Genomic DNA, 14,766 nt, shown 5'->3' with positions numbered 1-14,766 from the left:
ATGAGCGGCCCTTGGCGAGGGTCCCTGTTCCGTCGCCGGTGAGAGAACGACAGTGAGACGAGCTCCGACATCCCAGCCGGCCGAGACGCGGGCGCCGGTCTTCGGGCTGATCACGCCCGAGGACTGGTACCGCGTCCCGCTGCTGCCCGCGGACCGCCGCGAGGCGTCCGTGCACGCCTTGATCAAGCGCCAGTTCATGGGGGTCGACGACCAGCCCGTGCTGCGCCGGAAGGCCGAGGAACACCTGCTCGGAACGGCCGAGGCAGCGGTCGGGCAGGGCGGCGTGGTGCTGTACCTGTCGTTCCTCGAGGCGGGCGGCATCCCGCTGTCCGCGTCCCTGCTGATCTCGCGCCTGTACGAGGAATTCGACGGCCTCGACGTCGTGGCGGCGCTGGCCGGGTCCGGCGAGGTCACCCTGGAAACGCTGCCCGCCGTCGGGCGGGTGGCCAGGGTGCTGCGCCGGGAGCGCGCGAAGCAGTCGCGCAAGCTGGGCTCCGAGTTCGAGGACACCGTCGTCGAGTACTTCGTGCCGGTCCCGGACCGCGAAGAGGTGCTGATGCTGACGTTCAGCACTCCGCTGGAGCCGATCGCGGACGCCATGGTGGAGCTGTTCGACGCGGTGGCCGGAACGCTGCGCTGGCAGCAGCGCGACGGGGAGCGGGCGGGGGAGGAGCGCCGGTGAGCAAGAAGCTCAGGGTCTCGACGCGGGATCTCGAGACGGCCGGGACCGGACTGCGGACGGTGGCGACCGAGCTGGAAGGGCTCGACAAGCTCATGGACGCCTACGACCGCCGGACCGTCGGCCATCAGACACTGCACGACCGGCTCCAGGAGTTCTCCGACGGCTGGGACGACAACCGCAAGAAGATGATCGAGGAGATCAAGGGACTCGGCACGCTCGCGAAGGAGGCCGGAAAGGCCTACACCGAGCTCGACACCGCGCTGTACGACGTGCTCACCGGCAAGAGGAAGAAGAAGTGACCCGCCCCGCCGCCCACCGGTGGGAGGTGCTGGGGGAGAGCGACGACCCCGTGCCCGGCGACGTCCACGACATGAAGGCCCTCGCCCGCCGGTTCACGGCCACGGCCGAGACCATCACCAAGACCGCCGACGCGCTGCGCCGGATCGGCAACCTGGAGAGCTGGGACTCCGAGGCCGGCCGTGCCTTCGCCGAGAAGGCGTCCGAGACGGCCAAGACGGTGAGCAAGGCCCACGACCGCTACGCGGACGCCGGTATCGCCCTCAAGGACTACTCCACCGACCTGGAGACCATCCAGGGCGAGGCCGACAAGCTCCTCACCCGGGCCGAGACGCAGCAGAACAGCCTGAGCACGGCCAAGAACAAGGCGGAGAACCCGCCCGAGGGCACGGATGACGCCGCCCGGCGCAGACTCGACAAGACGGTCACCGACCTCCAGGAGGGTCTGGACGGGCTGCGCGGGGAGCTCGCCAAGCTGAAGACCCGGCACAGGGAGGCCGGTGACAAGGCCGCCCGGCGCATTCACGACACCACCGAGGGCGACGGCCTGAACGACGGCTTGCTCGACGATTTGCGCGACACCCTGAAACTCGTCAGCGACATCACGGGGGCCATCGCCGCCGTCTGCGGGGTGCTGTCGCTGCTCGTCGGCTGGATTCCCGTGATCGGCCAGGCACTGGCGGGAGTGCTCGGCACCATCGCCCTGGTGATGACGGCGATCTCCCTGATCTGCCATGTGCTGCTCGCCGTCAACGGCGACGGCTCCTGGGGTGACGTGGCCGTCGACGTACTGGGTCTCGCCACGTTCGGCATCGGTCGGGTCTTCTCCGCGGGCGCCAAGGCCGCCGCCACCGTCGGCCGCAGCCGCGTGTGGACGGCGGCCACGCAGTACGTGCGCGGCTGGAACCCGGGCATGAACTCGGCCGCGCGCCGCGCGCTCGTCGAGTCCATGGTCGGGGCACGGGCCGGGGCACGCCCCGGAGCGGCCCTGCCCGACGTGGGCCTGAGAGCAGCCTTCCGCGGCCTGCCGAGCTCCTTCGCGAACGACCTGAGCACGATCCGCGGCAACTGGCGGGACCTCTTCAAGATCGGTGACAACTTCTCGGCGGCCCGTGATGCCTACACCGCCGCCGGTCCGCGCGGGCTGGCCAGCATGTACGCGGGGCCGGGCATGGTCGACGAACTCGCCCGGATCAAGAACATCGACCCGGCTGACCTGGCCTTCATCGGCACGCCGGACGCGTTCAAGCAGGCCATGGCGTACAACGTGGTGGGTCTCGGCGGCACCGGGACGGGATCGGCCTCCGACACCAAGAGCTTCATCGGCCTGTTCGGCGGCGAACCGGACGTTGACGTCACCGGCTCCGACGCGTCGCTGGCCGAAGCGGGAGCGCGGTCATGACGCGTTCGGAGGACTGGCGGGAGTGCCGAGTCGAGCTGCCCGCCCCGCACAACTGGCTGGTCCTGGATCTGCGGAGCGAGGAGCCCGAGGTTTGGGCGCGCACCCTCGCGGGAGAGCACCTCGGCGGTGACGTACCGGAGCAGTGGCGGGAGGCGTTCGCGACGGACCTGCTCTGGTACTGGGGCGCGGCTGTCCGGCAAGGGGCCCTGTGCGCGGCCGTACAGGCCCCGTGGAACGGGCCCGTCGTGGCGAGTTACACGGTGCGGGAGCTGACCGTCCCGCCGGAAGCCCGCACGGTGGAAGCGCTGCGAGCGGAAGTGGAGCAAGCGCAGGGCCCCTGCTTCGGTGACGGCCAGGTGCTCACCGAGGTCGGGCTGCCTGTGGGGCCGGCCCTGCGGGTGCACCGCCAGGAGCCCACCGATCCGCAGGCGGAGCACGGAACGGTCGTGGAGGGCATCGCCCACTATGTCCTGCCGCTCCGGTACCCCACGGCACTCGAGTGCCGACTGCTGTGGACGTCCCTGGGACTCGGCGCCGAGCTCGTCAAGGTCGCCGACGAACTCGCTGACTCACTGCGCCTGGTGTGACGCGGACGGACCGCGCGGCTTGCCGAACGTGTCGCCCAGACCGAAGCGCTCCCAGGGCACCATCGCGAGCGGCATCCAGCTGAACCCGACGGCGAAGACGGCGACCACCGTCGTGACCTGCGCCGGAAGGAGCCACCCCAGCTGGGCGACGAGGAACGACACGACCAGCAGGAGGATGTCGAAGGCCAGCACCGCCAGCACCTTGCGGACGGCGGCCGCGGGACCGACGCGGGGAGTCTCCGCGTTGCCCCGCACCATCCCGAAGAGGATCACCGGAAGCATCAGTCCGGTCAGCCCGCCGGCCGCGATACCACCGACGACCAAGGCGTGGTGCCCCTCGTCGGGCACCACGCTCGACAGGGGGCCCGTGTCCACGATCCTGCCGACCAGCGCCACGACCGCGAACGCGCCGAGCGTGGCCGTCGCCAGCACCGCGAGCACTCCCGCTCCGAAGGCGACGTTTCCGGCGGCGGAACGCTGCGGGCGCGGTGCCTTCGGCCGGCCGGCCCCCGACTCAGCGGACATGGACTCTCCCGTTCCCGTGTGGGTCCGCTAGAGGATAGCGGCCGACGGGGAACCGGCCGGGTTCGGCCGACCCCCCCGGGGGCGGCCCCATGCGGCGCTGATCGCGGAAAACCGGCACAACCTCTCATCCCGCCCCGGCCTGGGGTGAGAGCAAAGTTCCCTCGCGGTCACCCACCGGCACAGGCAGGAAACGCGCCCTCCCTACCTTCGGGACCAGTCACGCGAAGTACCACCGAGTCCCGGAGCACAGTGGAGGCGTCATGACAGGCCCCGGCACGGCACCCGCACCCCCGAGCAGGGGCGGCCGCTGGATCCAGCACTGGGATCCCGAGAACGAGGCGTTCTGGAAGGAGACCGGCGAGAAGGTCGCCCGCCGGAACCTCTACTTCTCGGTGCTGTCCGAGCACATCGGCTTCTCCGTCTGGACGATGTGGTCCGTGCTGGTGCTCTTCATGGGCCCCGAGTACGGGCTGACCCCCGCCGACAAGTTCCTCCTGACCTCGGTGGTCACGCTGGTCGGCGCCGTCGTCCGCGTCCCCTACACGTTCGCCGTCGCGATCTTCGGCGGGCGCAACTGGACGATCGTCTCGGCCGGCATGCTGCTGATCCCGACCGTCGCCGCGTTCACCGTGATGGAGCCCGGCACCTCCTTCTCCACCTTCCTGCTGGTCGGCCTCCTCGCCGGCGTCGGCGGCGGCAACTTCGCCTCCTCCATGACCAACATCAACGCGTTCTTCCCGCTGCGGAAGAAGGGCTGGGCCCTCGGCCTGAACGCGGGCGGCGGCAACATCGGCGTACCGGTCATCCAGCTGGCCGCGCTCGCGATCATCGGCGCCGGCGGCGGTCCGCGCGTGCTGCTCGGCGTCTACATCCCGCTGATCGTCGTCGCCGCGGCGATGGCCGCGCTGTTCATGGACAACCTGGAGAACGTCAAGAACGACACCGGGGCCGCCAAGGACGCCGCCCGGGACGCCCACACGTGGATCATGTCCCTGCTCTACATCGGCACCTTCGGCTCCTTCATCGGCTACAGCTTCGCCTTCGGCCAGGTCCTGCAGAACCAGTTCGGCCGCACGCCGCTGCAGGCCGCGTACGTCACCTTCCTCGGCCCGCTGCTCGGCTCCCTCATCCGGCCCGTCGGCGGCTGGCTCGCCGACCGCTACGGCGGCGCGAAGATCAGCCTGTGGAACTACGTGGCGATGGGCGTCGCGACGGCGGTCCTGATCAGCGCCTCCATGGAGAAGTCGCTGGCCCTGTTCACCGGGGCGTTCGTGGTGCTGTTCGTGCTCAGCGGGCTCGGCAACGGCTCGACGTTCAAGATGATCCCGGGCATCTTCCAGCACAAGGCCCTCGCCAAGGGGCTGGAGGGCGAGGCGGCCGCGGCCTACGGGCGCCGGCTCTCCGGTGCCTCCATGGGACTCATCGGCGCGGTCGGCGCGCTCGGCGGCGTCGGCATCAACCTCGCCTTCCGCCAGTCCTTCCTCTCGTACGGCTCCGGCACCGGCGCGTTCGTCGCCTTCCTGGCCTTCTACGTGGTGTGCTTCGCGGTCACGTGGGCCGTATACCTTCGGCGCACCGCCCCCCGGGTGCCCGCCACATCGGCGGCCTCGGAGGCGAAGCCGCAGCTCAGCTACGCCGAGGTGTGACGTAACACCGGCGACATCCAGCCGATCCGGGCCTGTCACGAGCCGTTGACAGGCTCGATCGGCATGCGGGTGCGCCGTACGCGGACAAGTGCGACGAGCAGTGGACGGACAGTACGACGAGCAGTGCACGAGCAGTTCGACGACTCGAGTGCGGGACGAGAGCCATGTACCAGGAAGAACGACGACCGGACCACGGGCCACTGGCGGGATTCACCGTCGGTGTGACGGCCGCGCGCCGGGCCGATGAACTCGGGGCGCTGCTGCAGCGGCGCGGTGCCGCCGTCCTGCACGCCCCCGCCCTGCGGATCGTGCCGCTCGCCGACGACAGCGAACTGCTGGCCGCGACGAAGGACATCGTCCAGCAGGCACCCGACATCGTGGTCGCCACGACCGCGATCGGCTTCCGCGGCTGGGTGGAGGCCGCCGACGGCTGGGGCCTGGGCGAGGACCTGCTCTCGCGGCTGGGCGGCGTGCGGATCCTGGCGCGCGGGCCGAAGGTGAAGGGCGCGGTCAGAGCCGCCGGGCTGACGGAGGAGTGGTCGCCGTCCTCGGAATCGATGGCGGAGGTGCTCGACCGGCTGCTGGAGGAGGGCGTCGAGGGGCAGCGCATCGCGATCCAGCTGCACGGTGAGCCGCTGCCGGGGTTCGTGGAGGCGTTGCGGGTGGGCGGGGCGGAGGTGGTCGGGGTGCCGGTGTACCGGTGGCTGCCGCCGGAGGACCTCGGCCCGGTGGACCGGCTGCTCGACGCGACGGTCTCCAGGGGCCTGGACGCCCTCACGTTCACCAGCGCCCCGGCGGCGGCCTCGCTGCTGTCCCGGGCGGAGGAACGCGGGCTGCTGCCGGAGGTGCTGGCCGCGCTGGGCCACGACGTCCTGCCGGCCTGCGTGGGACCGGTCACGGCCCTGCCGCTGCAGTCCCGCGGCATCGACACGGTCCAGCCCGAGCGCTTCCGCCTCGGGCCGCTCGTGCAACTGCTCTGCCAGGAGCTGCCCGCGCGGGCGCGCTCGCTGCCGGTCGCCGGGCACCGGGTGGAGATCCGCGGGCACGCCGTGCTGGTCGACGGCGAGCTCAAGCCCGTGCCACCCGCCGGCATGTCCCTGCTGCGTGCCCTGTCCCGCCGCCCCGGCTGGGTCGTCTCCCGCGCCGACCTGCTGCGTGCCCTGCCCGGCTCCGGCCGCGACGAACACGCCGTCGAGACGGCCATGGCCCGCCTGCGCACGGCCCTGGGCACGCCCAAGCTGATCCAGACGGTCGTCAAACGCGGCTACCGCCTGGCCGTGGACCCGGCGGCGGAAACGAAGTACGCGGACGCGTGAGCCGCGCCGGGGGTTGAGCGGAAACACGCCGAGGAGCGGACCCGGTCACACGGCGGCGACCTGCGGACGGCCCGGCCGACCCGCCCTGAAGCGGTGCCCTGCGGGAGGCGTGCCGGGGGTGGGGGCGAGGGCTGGTCCCCGGGGGAGCCGGGCCGGGCGATGGTGGACGGCCAGCCGGGCGGGGCCGTGGTGGACGGCCGTCGGGCTCGCGGGGTGGTGGCCGGGTTGCCGGGTGGGCGCGGGGTGGTGGGTGAACGGCCGTCGGGCGCTGCCCGGGGTGGTGGGTGGTCGGCCGTTGGGCGGCTGCGGGGTAGAGGGCGTCCGGCCGTCGGGCTCACGGGCTGTGCAGGGGCGCCGGTGGGTGGTTGCGGGGTGGCGGGTGGACGGCTGTCGGGCTCGCGGGGTGGTGGCCGGGTTGCCGGTGGGCGCGGGGCGGTGCTGGGAGCCGCGTGGCGTGTCATGTGGCCAGCGACGGCTCGACCGGGCTCGGCCTGGACATCGTGCGCTGGCGGATCGCCAGGTGGACCACGTGGTCCATGTGACTCAGGTGGCTCAGTGGCCGAGGTGGCCCAGGTAACCCGTGGCCCAGCGGTCCAGCGGCCCAGTGGCCCAGCGGCCCAGCGGTCCAGGGGCGGGGCCGGGTCGCCGGGCGGTGAGGGGGCCGGACCGCCGGACCGCCGGGTGGCACGGGATGTGGCCGGGCGTTGGACGGCTGCGGGTGGCGTGGCCGGGCCGCCCGGGCTCGAGGTCGGCGCGGGCCTCTCGGCCGTGCGGGCGGCGCCCGCACCGGGCTGCACGCCTCCGGGACGCCACAGCGTCCCTTCCCGGCACCGACACCGCACCGCGCCTTCCGGACACGACCCTCCCGGGGCCCGTCGACGGTGGCCGCCCCGGGCGGACCGGCCCGGGGCGGACCGGCCCCGGGCGGACCCGCTCGTCGCGCCCGCCCCCGCGCGAGGTCTTTCCGGCGCGTCGCCGGGCAGGCACTGTAAGAGGGGAACGGTTGCGGAGCCCTCTCACTGGCGTCTCACCGACCTAGGCGGTGACAGGCACATGGCACTGGGTACAGCCACGGCCCCCTACGAGCTGCGGTTCGACGCCGGGCGGATCTGCCTGGATCTGCTCTCCACCACGCACCCGCAGGAGCGGCTCGACTCCGTGCCCGTGCTGCGCGCCTGGATCACCGGCTCCGGGCTGGTGCCGCCGGGCACCGCCCTGACCCACGCCGACGCCACCTGGCTCGCCGCCTTCCGCGAACTGCGCGCCCAGATCGACCGGTTGGTGCGGGGCTGGCCGGGCACCGGCGTGGCGGCCCACGACTTCGCGCTCGCGCGCGTCAACGACCTGGCCCGTGCCGCGCCTCCCGCCCCGCGTGCCGTACGCGGTGGAGACGGGCAGCTCGTACGGCAGTTGGACGCTCCGCCCGACTGCTCGGCCCTGCTCGCCTCCGTTGCCCGGGACGCCGTGGACCTGCTGACCGACCCCGTGGCGCGGGCGGCCCTGCGCCAGTGCGAGGGCGACAACTGCCGCATCGTGTACCTCGACACCTCGCGGGGACGCCGCCGGCGCTGGTGCTCCAGCGAGGTCTGCGGGAACCGCGAACGCGTCGCACGGCACCGCCGCCGCGCGGCACTCGCCCGCGCCTGAAACGGAATTGAGTGGTCCGTGCACGGAAATCCCGTGTCCTGAATGCGACTTCTGCGCCCGCGCGGCCGAAGTGATTTCGATTACACGCCGTTTACCTACGCCCCCGTAGGGAAGCCCCGGCGTGATCTTGCCAGTGTGGTGGAAATGTAAAGAACGCGGGGTGGGAATGTGACCCCATGTCCCGCTCGTCACGTCACTTCGAAGAAATCTGCCACGTTCCTTTGAACGCCCAACGGCTCGCTTCCGTACGGCTTGTCGAGCGACCGACTGGGGGAACCCCCGGACATCGGAGGTGGGCGTGCGCAAGGATTCCGTCGTGGCCAATGAACGAGCACCGAGGGCCCGACATCGCATGTCCCAGCCCTCGGAACCCGACGAGGAGCTGATGCGTGCGCTCTACCGCGAACACGCCGGACCCCTGCTGGCCTACGTTCTGCGCCTGGTCGCCGGAGACCGGCAGCGCGCCGAGGACGTCGTGCAGGAGACGCTCATCCGTGCCTGGAAGAACGCCGGTCAGCTCAATCGGGCGACCGGATCGGTACGCCCCTGGCTGGTGACGGTCGCCCGGCGCATCGTCATCGACGGCCACCGCAGCCGGCAGGCCCGGCCGCAGGAGGTCGACCCGTCGCCGCTGGAGGTCATCCCCGCGGAGGACGAGATCGACAAGGCGCTGTGGCTGATGACTCTCTCGGACGCACTCGACGACCTGACCCCCGCTCACCGGGAGGTGCTCGTCGAGACGTACTTCAAGGGGCGTACCGTCAATGAGGCGGCCGAGACCCTGGGCATACCCAGCGGAACGGTCCGCTCCAGGGTGTTCTACGCCCTGCGTTCGATGAAGCTGGCACTGGAGGAGCGGGGGGTGACGGCGTGATGAGTGTTTACGGGGGTAACCAAGGGTTCGGTACGGGAGGCATGGGTATGTCTGGTCCCATGCAGGGATCTCCGGTGCCGAACGAGCACGAGACCGTCGGTGCCTACGCCCTCGGCATCCTCGACGACGCCGAGGCCACCGCGTTCGAGGCCCACCTCGCCACCTGCGAATGGTGCGCCCAGCAGCTCGACGAGCTGGCCGGCATGGAGCCGATGCTCGCCGCCCTCGCCGACCTGCCCGGCTCCGGCAGCACACCCGCGATCGGCGAGTCGCTGTCCGCGAAGCCGCGCCCGCGCCTGGTGGAGAAGCTGGTCGACGAGGTCGCCGACCGCCGCGCCCGCAAGCGCCGCCGCAGTCTCTACATGGTGGCCGCGGCCGGCGCGCTGATCGTCGGCGGTCCCTTCGTCGCGGTCGCGACGAACGGCGGCGGCGGTGACAGCGGCGGCACGGAGCAGCGCCCGCTCGCGGTGAGCCCCGCCAAGGACGCGTTCGACCGCATCTCCGACAAGATCTCCGCCACGGACCCGGCCACCAAGGTCTCCGCGACCGTCGCCCTCCAGAAGAAGGACTGGGGGACCGGCACGGTCCTGGAGCTGAAGAACGTCAAGGGCCCGCTCAAGTGCGCCCTCGTCGCGGTCGGCAAGAACGGCGAGCGGGAGACCCTGTCCTCCTGGTCCGTCCCGAACTGGGGCTACGGCGTCCCGGACGCGAAGACGGAGAAGGCCAAGGAACCGCTGTACGTCCAGGGCGGCGCCGCCTTCGAGCCGAACGAGATCGACCACTTCGAGGTCGTGACCTTCGACGGCAAGCGGCTGGTCGAGGTCGACGCGTAGCCTTACCGGGTCCCCTTCGCGTACGGTGGACGGCTGCCCAGCACGTCAGAAGGGGGCCCGGTGGCCGCTCAGGCTCAACAGGAGACCGCGCTCGAAGACTCTCGGAGAGCCCGCGAGATCGGCGTCGAACAGGAACACCTGGACCGGGTGTACCGGCGTCTCGAGGAGAAGATCCACGAGGCGGAGTTCCTGATGAACGACGCGGCCCAGCGCGGCCAGGTCGGCACGCCCGGCGCGCTCGCCGAGCGGGACGCCCAGGTCTTCCGCGCGGGCATCCACCTCAACCGGCTCAACAACGAGTTCGAGGACTTCCTCTTCGGCCGTATCGACCTGCTGCTCGGCAAGGACGGCAAGAAGGGGCCGGACGGCGCGTACACCGCCGTCGAGCCGGCGGAGGGCGCGGTGCGCCCGGACAACACCGCCGACATCGCCGAGACCCTGCACATCGGCCGCATCGGCGTGCTCGACCAGGACTACGCACCGCTGGTCATCGACTGGCGGGCCCCGGCCGCCGCGCCCTTCTACCGGTCGACGCCCGTGGACCCCGGCCGCGTCGTCCGCCGCCGGGTCATCCGCTCCAAGGGCCGCAAGGTCCTCGGCGTCGAGGACGACCTGATGCGCCCCGAGCTGACGGCCTTCCTCGACGGCCGGGAACTGCCCGCCATCGGCGACGGCGCCCTGATGGCCGCGCTCGGCCAGGCCCGCGGCCACTCCATGCGCGACATCGTCGCCTCCATCCAGGCCGAGCAGGACCTGGTCATCCGCGCCCCCGCCGCCTCCGTGACCTACGTCGAGGGCGGCCCCGGCACCGGCAAGACCGCCGTCGCCCTGCACCGCGCGGCCTACCTCCTCTACCAGGACCGGCGCCGCTACGCGGGCGGCATCCTGATCGTCTCGCCGACCCCGCTGCTCGTCGCCTACACCGAGGGCGTGCTGCCCTCCCTCGGCGAGGAGGGCCAGGTCGCCATCCGCGCCATCGGCTCCCTGGTCGAGGGCGCCGAGGCCACGCTGTACGACTCCCCGTCCGTCGCCCGCGCCAAGGGCTCCTCGCGCATGCTCAAGGTGCTGCGCAAGGCCGCGCGCGGCGCCCTGGAGCTGAACGATTCACCGGCCCGGCTGCGCGTGGTCGCCTTCGGCCGGCGCCTGGAGCTGGAGGCCGGGGAGCTCGCGGGCATCCGCCGCGCCGCGCTCGGCGGTACCGCCCCCGTCAACCTGCTGCGCCCGCGCGCCCGCAAGCTGCTGCTCGACGCCCTGTGGGAGCGCTCCGGCGCGGCCGGCCGGCACACCGACCCGGAGCTCGCCGCCGAGCTGCGCTCCTCCTTCGACGAGGACGTCAGCACCGAGGACGACTTCCTCGCCTTCCTGGACGCCTGGTGGCCGGAGCTGACCCCGGCCGCCGTCCTGGACGCCATGGCCGACGAGCGGCGCCTGGGCCGCTGGGCCCGGCGGATCCTCAACCCCGGCGAGGTCCGCAAGGTCGCCCGCTCCCTCAAGCGCGAGGGGCACTCCGTGCACGACATCGCGCTGCTCGACGAGCTCCAGGCCATCCTGGGCGCCCCGGCCCGCCCCCGCCGCAAGCGCGAAGCCGACCCGCTGGACCAGCTCACCGGCCTGGAGGAGCTGATGCCGGTGCGCGAGGAGAGCCAGCGCGAGCGGGCCGAGCGGCTCGCCCAGGAGCGCGTCGAGTACGCCCACGTCATCGTCGACGAGGCCCAGGACCTCACCCCGATGCAGTGGCGCATGGTCGGCCGCCGCGGCCGGCACGCCACCTGGACGGTCGTCGGCGACCCGGCGCAGTCCTCCTGGTCCGACCCGGACGAGGCCGCCGAGGCCCGCGACGAGGCCCTGGGCACCCGCCCGCGCCGCCGCTTCGAGCTCACCGTGAACTACCGCAACCCGGCGGAGATCGCCGAGCTCGCCGCGAAGGTCCTCGCCCTCGCCATGCCCGGCTCCGTCGCCCCGAAGGCGGTCCGCTCCACCGGCGTCGAGCCGCGCTTCAGGATCGCCGGGGAGAGCCTCGGCGCCACCGTCCGCGACGAGGCCGCCCGGCTGCTGGAGCGCGTCGACGGCACGGTCGGCGTGGTCGTCGCCATGCAGCGCCGCGAGGAGGCCCGCCGCTGGCTCGCCGGACTCGGCGACCGGGTGGTGGCGCTCGGCAGCCTGGAGGCCAAGGGCCTGGAGTACGACGCGACGGTCGTGGTCTCCCCGGCGGAGATCGCCGACGAGTCCCCGGCCGGACTGCGGGTGCTCTACGTCGCACTGACCCGGGCCACCCAGCAGCTCACGGTCGTCTCCGCCGAACGGGACGAGCCCGACGCGGCGGGTGTACCCGACCTGCTCAGGGACTGAGGCGGGGGACCGCAACCCGTTACCCACTTGCCGGCGAAATGAACCACCGGTACGGGAATGGCCTTACGGGATCCGTTTGTTAGCCTGGAGGTGGCACCGGCCCGATCCAAGCCCCCGGGCCCAACCTTCGTCGCTACGAGCGACCACTTGCCGCGAGGCGAGCATGGCGGGTCGGTGCCACTGACTCACCGGAAGAGGCCCACGTCAGCGTGACGTGGGTCTCTTTTCGCTGCCCGTTCCGCGAACAAAACGTTCGCAATCGAGGGCGGCTACCCGCTACCGAGTGGTAGGTGCGACGATCGGACGGCACAACTCAGCGTCAGGTGAAAGCAGAGGAAGTCGGCCATGGCAACGGCGCCCAGCGTCTCCTACTCGATGACGGTCCGGCTGGAGGTGCCCGCGAGCGGAACCGCCGTCTCGCAGCTCACCGCCGCCGTGGAGTCCTCCGGAGGCTCGGTGACCGGCCTCGACGTCACCGCGTCCGGTCACGAGAAGCTCCGCATCGACGTCACGATCGCGGCCTCGTCGACCGCGCACGCGGACGAGATCGTCGAGGAGCTCCGCCGCATCGAGGGCGTCACCCTGGGCAAGGTCTCGGACCGGACCTTCCTCATGCACCTCGGCGGCAAGATCGAGATGGCGTCGAAGCACCCCATCCGCAACCGTGACGACCTCTCCATGGTCTACACGCCGGGCGTGGCCCGCGTCTGCATGGCGATCGCCGAGAACCCCGAGGACGCCCGCCGCCTCACCATCAAGCGCAACTCCGTTGCGGTCGTGACGGACGGTTCCGCCGTGCTGGGCCTGGGCAACATCGGCCCCAAGGCCGCGCTGCCGGTCATGGAGGGCAAGGCCGCGCTGTTCAAGCGGTTCGCCGGCATCGACGCCTGGCCGATCTGCCTCGACACCCAGGACACCGACGCGATCGTCGAGATCGTCAAGGCGATCGCCCCGGGCTTCGCGGGCATCAACCTGGAGGACATCTCCGCCCCGCGCTGCTTCGAGATCGAGGCCCGGCTGCGCGAGGCCCTGGACATCCCCGTCTTCCACGACGACCAGCACGGCACCGCGATCGTCGTCCTGGCCGCCCTCACCAACGCGCTGCGCGTCGCGGGCAAGGCGATCGAGAACATCCGCGTCGTGATGTCCGGCGCCGGCGCGGCCGGTACGGCCATCCTCAAACTGCTGCTCGCCGCCGGAGTGAAGAACGCCGTCGTCGCCGACATCCACGGCGTGGTGCACGCCGGCCGCGAGGACCTGGTCGACGCGGCCCCCGGCTCGGCGCTGCGCTGGATCGCCGACAACACCAACCCCGAGGGCCTGACCGGCACGCTCAAGGAGGCCGTGCGCGGCGCCGACGTCTTCATCGGCGTCTCCGCCCCGAACGTCCTCGACGGCGACGACGTGGCCGCCATGGCCGAGGACGCCATCGTGTTCGCGCTCGCGAACCCCGATCCCGAGGTCGACCCGGCAATCGCCCGCCAGACCGCGGCCGTTGTGGCCACGGGCCGCTCCGACTTCCCGAACCAGATCAACAACGTGCTGGTCTTCCCGGGCGTCTTCCGCGGTCTGCTGGACGCGCAGTCCCGCACGGTCAACACGGAGATGATGCTGGCCGCCGCGACCGCCCTCGCGAACGTGGTGACCGAGGACGAGCTCAACCCGAACTACATCGTCCCGAGCGTCTTCAACGACAAGGTCGCGGGCGCGGTGGCCGGTGCGGTGCGCGAGGCGGCCAAGGCGGCCGGCGCGACGGCGAGCAGCCCGTCCGCGGTGTGAGGACGGGGACGTCCACGGCCGTGTGGTGAGGGGGCCGTCCTGGGCCCTGTGAGCGGTCCGGGACGGTTGGTCCGGGGCCTGGTGAGCGGCCCCGGGGCGGGCTGTCCCCGGACTGTGAGCAAGCCCACGGCGGCCGGGAGACCGGCGCGTCGCACGACCCCCGTCAGCAGCGGAGCTATCGTGGCGGCCAGGCTCAGGCCCTCTTTTCGTGTGACTCCCCAAGGGTGTTCTCACGACTCCTGCGGGTGCCGGATTGGCTTTCCCGCCGCAGGTAGGGGCAGGATGCGTCCCTGGGCGCGAGGGTCTGACGACGGACCCGGGTCCGGGGACTCATCGAGGACCCTGGCAGCATCGGCTTCGATCTGACGCCTCAACGGCAAGATGAACACGGGAGTAACAACATGAACCGCAGTGAGCTGGTGGCCGCGCTGGCCGACCGCGCCGAGGTGACCCGCAAGGACGCCGACGCCGTGCTGGCCGCGTTCGCCGACGTCGTCGGCGACATCGTCTCCAAGGGGGACGAGAAGGTCACCATCCCCGGCTTCCTGACCTTCGAGCGCACCCACCGTGCCGCTCGCACCGCCCGCAACCCGCAGACCGGCGAGCCCATCCAGATCCCGGCCGGCTACAGCGTGAAGGTCTCCGCGGGTTCGAAGCTCAAGGAAGCCGCCAAGGGCAAGTAAGCGTTCCGTCGCGTGCGCCGTGGGCAACTGCGGGCCGCCTGTGGCTGGTCGCGCAGTTCCCCGCGCCCCTTCGGGGCGCGTGAGCCCGCCGAGAGCCGCGTGAAATGCCGAGGGGCGGCCACCTGGACCAGGTGGCCGCCCCTCGG

13 protein-coding genes are annotated in these 14,766 nt (G+C 72.0%); 12 read left to right on the top strand and 1 reads right to left on the bottom strand.

Annotated elements, in window-relative coordinates:
* Nucleotides 1-52: 52 nt before the first annotated feature.
* From AC07DA_RS25495 to AC07DA_RS25480, 4 genes are read left to right on the top strand one after another with little or no spacing between them, the layout of a single operon-like run.
* Nucleotides 53-682 carry a hypothetical protein gene (locus AC07DA_RS25495; protein WP_479130518.1) on the top strand — a complete coding sequence of 210 codons (630 nt, stop codon included), beginning with the start codon at nt 53-55 and terminating at the stop codon, nt 680-682.
* Complete coding sequence (locus AC07DA_RS25490) at nt 679-981, top strand: hypothetical protein (RefSeq protein WP_479130517.1); 303 nt, start codon at nt 679-681, stop codon at nt 979-981. The genes AC07DA_RS25495 and AC07DA_RS25490 overlap by 4 nt, the downstream gene beginning before the upstream one ends.
* The gene (locus tag AC07DA_RS25485) at nt 978-2,381 is read left to right on the top strand and encodes a putative T7SS-secreted protein (RefSeq protein ID WP_479130516.1); all 1,404 of its coding nucleotides are present in this window, start codon (nt 978-980) and stop codon (nt 2,379-2,381) included. The genes AC07DA_RS25490 and AC07DA_RS25485 overlap by 4 nt, the downstream gene beginning before the upstream one ends.
* Nucleotides 2,378-2,968, top strand: coding sequence for a hypothetical protein (locus tag AC07DA_RS25480; RefSeq protein ID WP_479130515.1), 591 nt, complete (start codon nt 2,378-2,380; stop codon nt 2,966-2,968). The genes AC07DA_RS25485 and AC07DA_RS25480 overlap by 4 nt, the downstream gene beginning before the upstream one ends.
* Here the strand turns inward: AC07DA_RS25480 and AC07DA_RS25475 are convergent.
* Nucleotides 2,951-3,493, bottom strand: a complete 543-nt coding sequence (locus AC07DA_RS25475; RefSeq protein ID WP_479130514.1) for a hypothetical protein — start codon at nt 3,491-3,493, stop codon at nt 2,951-2,953. The genes AC07DA_RS25480 and AC07DA_RS25475 overlap by 18 nt on opposite strands.
* A gap of 260 nt (nt 3,494-3,753) precedes the next feature.
* Between AC07DA_RS25475 and AC07DA_RS25470 the strand changes: the two genes are divergently transcribed.
* The 8 genes from AC07DA_RS25470 to AC07DA_RS25435 all read left to right on the top strand — a co-directional run bounded on the left by AC07DA_RS25470 (nt 3,754) and on the right by AC07DA_RS25435 (nt 14,620).
* Complete coding sequence (locus AC07DA_RS25470) at nt 3,754-5,139, top strand: nitrate/nitrite transporter (RefSeq protein ID WP_479130513.1); 1,386 nt, start codon at nt 3,754-3,756, stop codon at nt 5,137-5,139.
* A 164-nt stretch (nt 5,140-5,303) separates the two neighbouring features.
* On the top strand, nt 5,304-6,455 hold the full coding sequence (locus AC07DA_RS25465; RefSeq protein WP_479130512.1) for a uroporphyrinogen-III synthase: 1,152 nt from the start codon (nt 5,304-5,306) through the stop codon (nt 6,453-6,455).
* A 1,053-nt stretch (nt 6,456-7,508) separates the two neighbouring features.
* Nucleotides 7,509-8,102, top strand: a complete 594-nt coding sequence (locus AC07DA_RS25460) for a CGNR zinc finger domain-containing protein (protein WP_479130511.1) — start codon at nt 7,509-7,511, stop codon at nt 8,100-8,102.
* A 352-nt stretch (nt 8,103-8,454) separates the two neighbouring features.
* Nucleotides 8,455-8,976 carry a sigma-70 family RNA polymerase sigma factor gene (locus tag AC07DA_RS25455; RefSeq protein ID WP_010039908.1) on the top strand — a complete coding sequence of 174 codons (522 nt, stop codon included), beginning with the start codon at nt 8,455-8,457 and terminating at the stop codon, nt 8,974-8,976.
* The gene (locus AC07DA_RS25450) at nt 8,976-9,809 is read left to right on the top strand and encodes an anti-sigma factor family protein (RefSeq protein WP_479130510.1); all 834 of its coding nucleotides are present in this window, start codon (nt 8,976-8,978) and stop codon (nt 9,807-9,809) included. The genes AC07DA_RS25455 and AC07DA_RS25450 overlap by 1 nt, the downstream gene beginning before the upstream one ends.
* Before the next feature lie 60 nt (nt 9,810-9,869).
* Nucleotides 9,870-12,158, top strand: coding sequence for a HelD family protein (locus AC07DA_RS25445; protein ID WP_479130509.1), 2,289 nt, complete (start codon nt 9,870-9,872; stop codon nt 12,156-12,158).
* Between the two features lie 345 nt (nt 12,159-12,503).
* The gene (locus AC07DA_RS25440; RefSeq protein ID WP_479130508.1) at nt 12,504-13,937 is read left to right on the top strand and encodes an NAD-dependent malic enzyme; all 1,434 of its coding nucleotides are present in this window, start codon (nt 12,504-12,506) and stop codon (nt 13,935-13,937) included.
* A 401-nt stretch (nt 13,938-14,338) separates the two neighbouring features.
* Nucleotides 14,339-14,620, top strand: coding sequence for an HU family DNA-binding protein (locus AC07DA_RS25435; protein WP_003990598.1), 282 nt, complete (start codon nt 14,339-14,341; stop codon nt 14,618-14,620).
* The last annotated feature ends 146 nt before the right edge of the window (nt 14,621-14,766 follow it).

This window comes from Streptomyces sp. NPDC044921 (genome assembly GCF_056432865.1).
Note: the sequence above shows the minus strand (reverse complement) of the source record. Positions and strands in the feature narration are given on the sequence as shown.

Coding starts and splice junctions, on each gene's coding strand:
- AC07DA_RS25480 (WP_479130515.1), top strand. CDS start 2,378: ATGACGCGTTCGGAGGACTGGCGGGAGTGCCGAGTCGAGCTGCCCGCC.
- AC07DA_RS25475 (WP_479130514.1), bottom strand. CDS start 3,493: ATGTCCGCTGAGTCGGGGGCCGGCCGGCCGAAGGCACCGCGCCCGCAG.
- AC07DA_RS25470 (WP_479130513.1), top strand. CDS start 3,754: ATGACAGGCCCCGGCACGGCACCCGCACCCCCGAGCAGGGGCGGCCGC.
- AC07DA_RS25465 (WP_479130512.1), top strand. CDS start 5,304: ATGTACCAGGAAGAACGACGACCGGACCACGGGCCACTGGCGGGATTC.
- AC07DA_RS25460 (WP_479130511.1), top strand. CDS start 7,509: ATGGCACTGGGTACAGCCACGGCCCCCTACGAGCTGCGGTTCGACGCC.
- AC07DA_RS25455 (WP_010039908.1), top strand. CDS start 8,455: ATGTCCCAGCCCTCGGAACCCGACGAGGAGCTGATGCGTGCGCTCTAC.
- AC07DA_RS25450 (WP_479130510.1), top strand. CDS start 8,976: ATGAGTGTTTACGGGGGTAACCAAGGGTTCGGTACGGGAGGCATGGGT.
- AC07DA_RS25440 (WP_479130508.1), top strand. CDS start 12,504: ATGGCAACGGCGCCCAGCGTCTCCTACTCGATGACGGTCCGGCTGGAG.
- AC07DA_RS25435 (WP_003990598.1), top strand. CDS start 14,339: ATGAACCGCAGTGAGCTGGTGGCCGCGCTGGCCGACCGCGCCGAGGTG.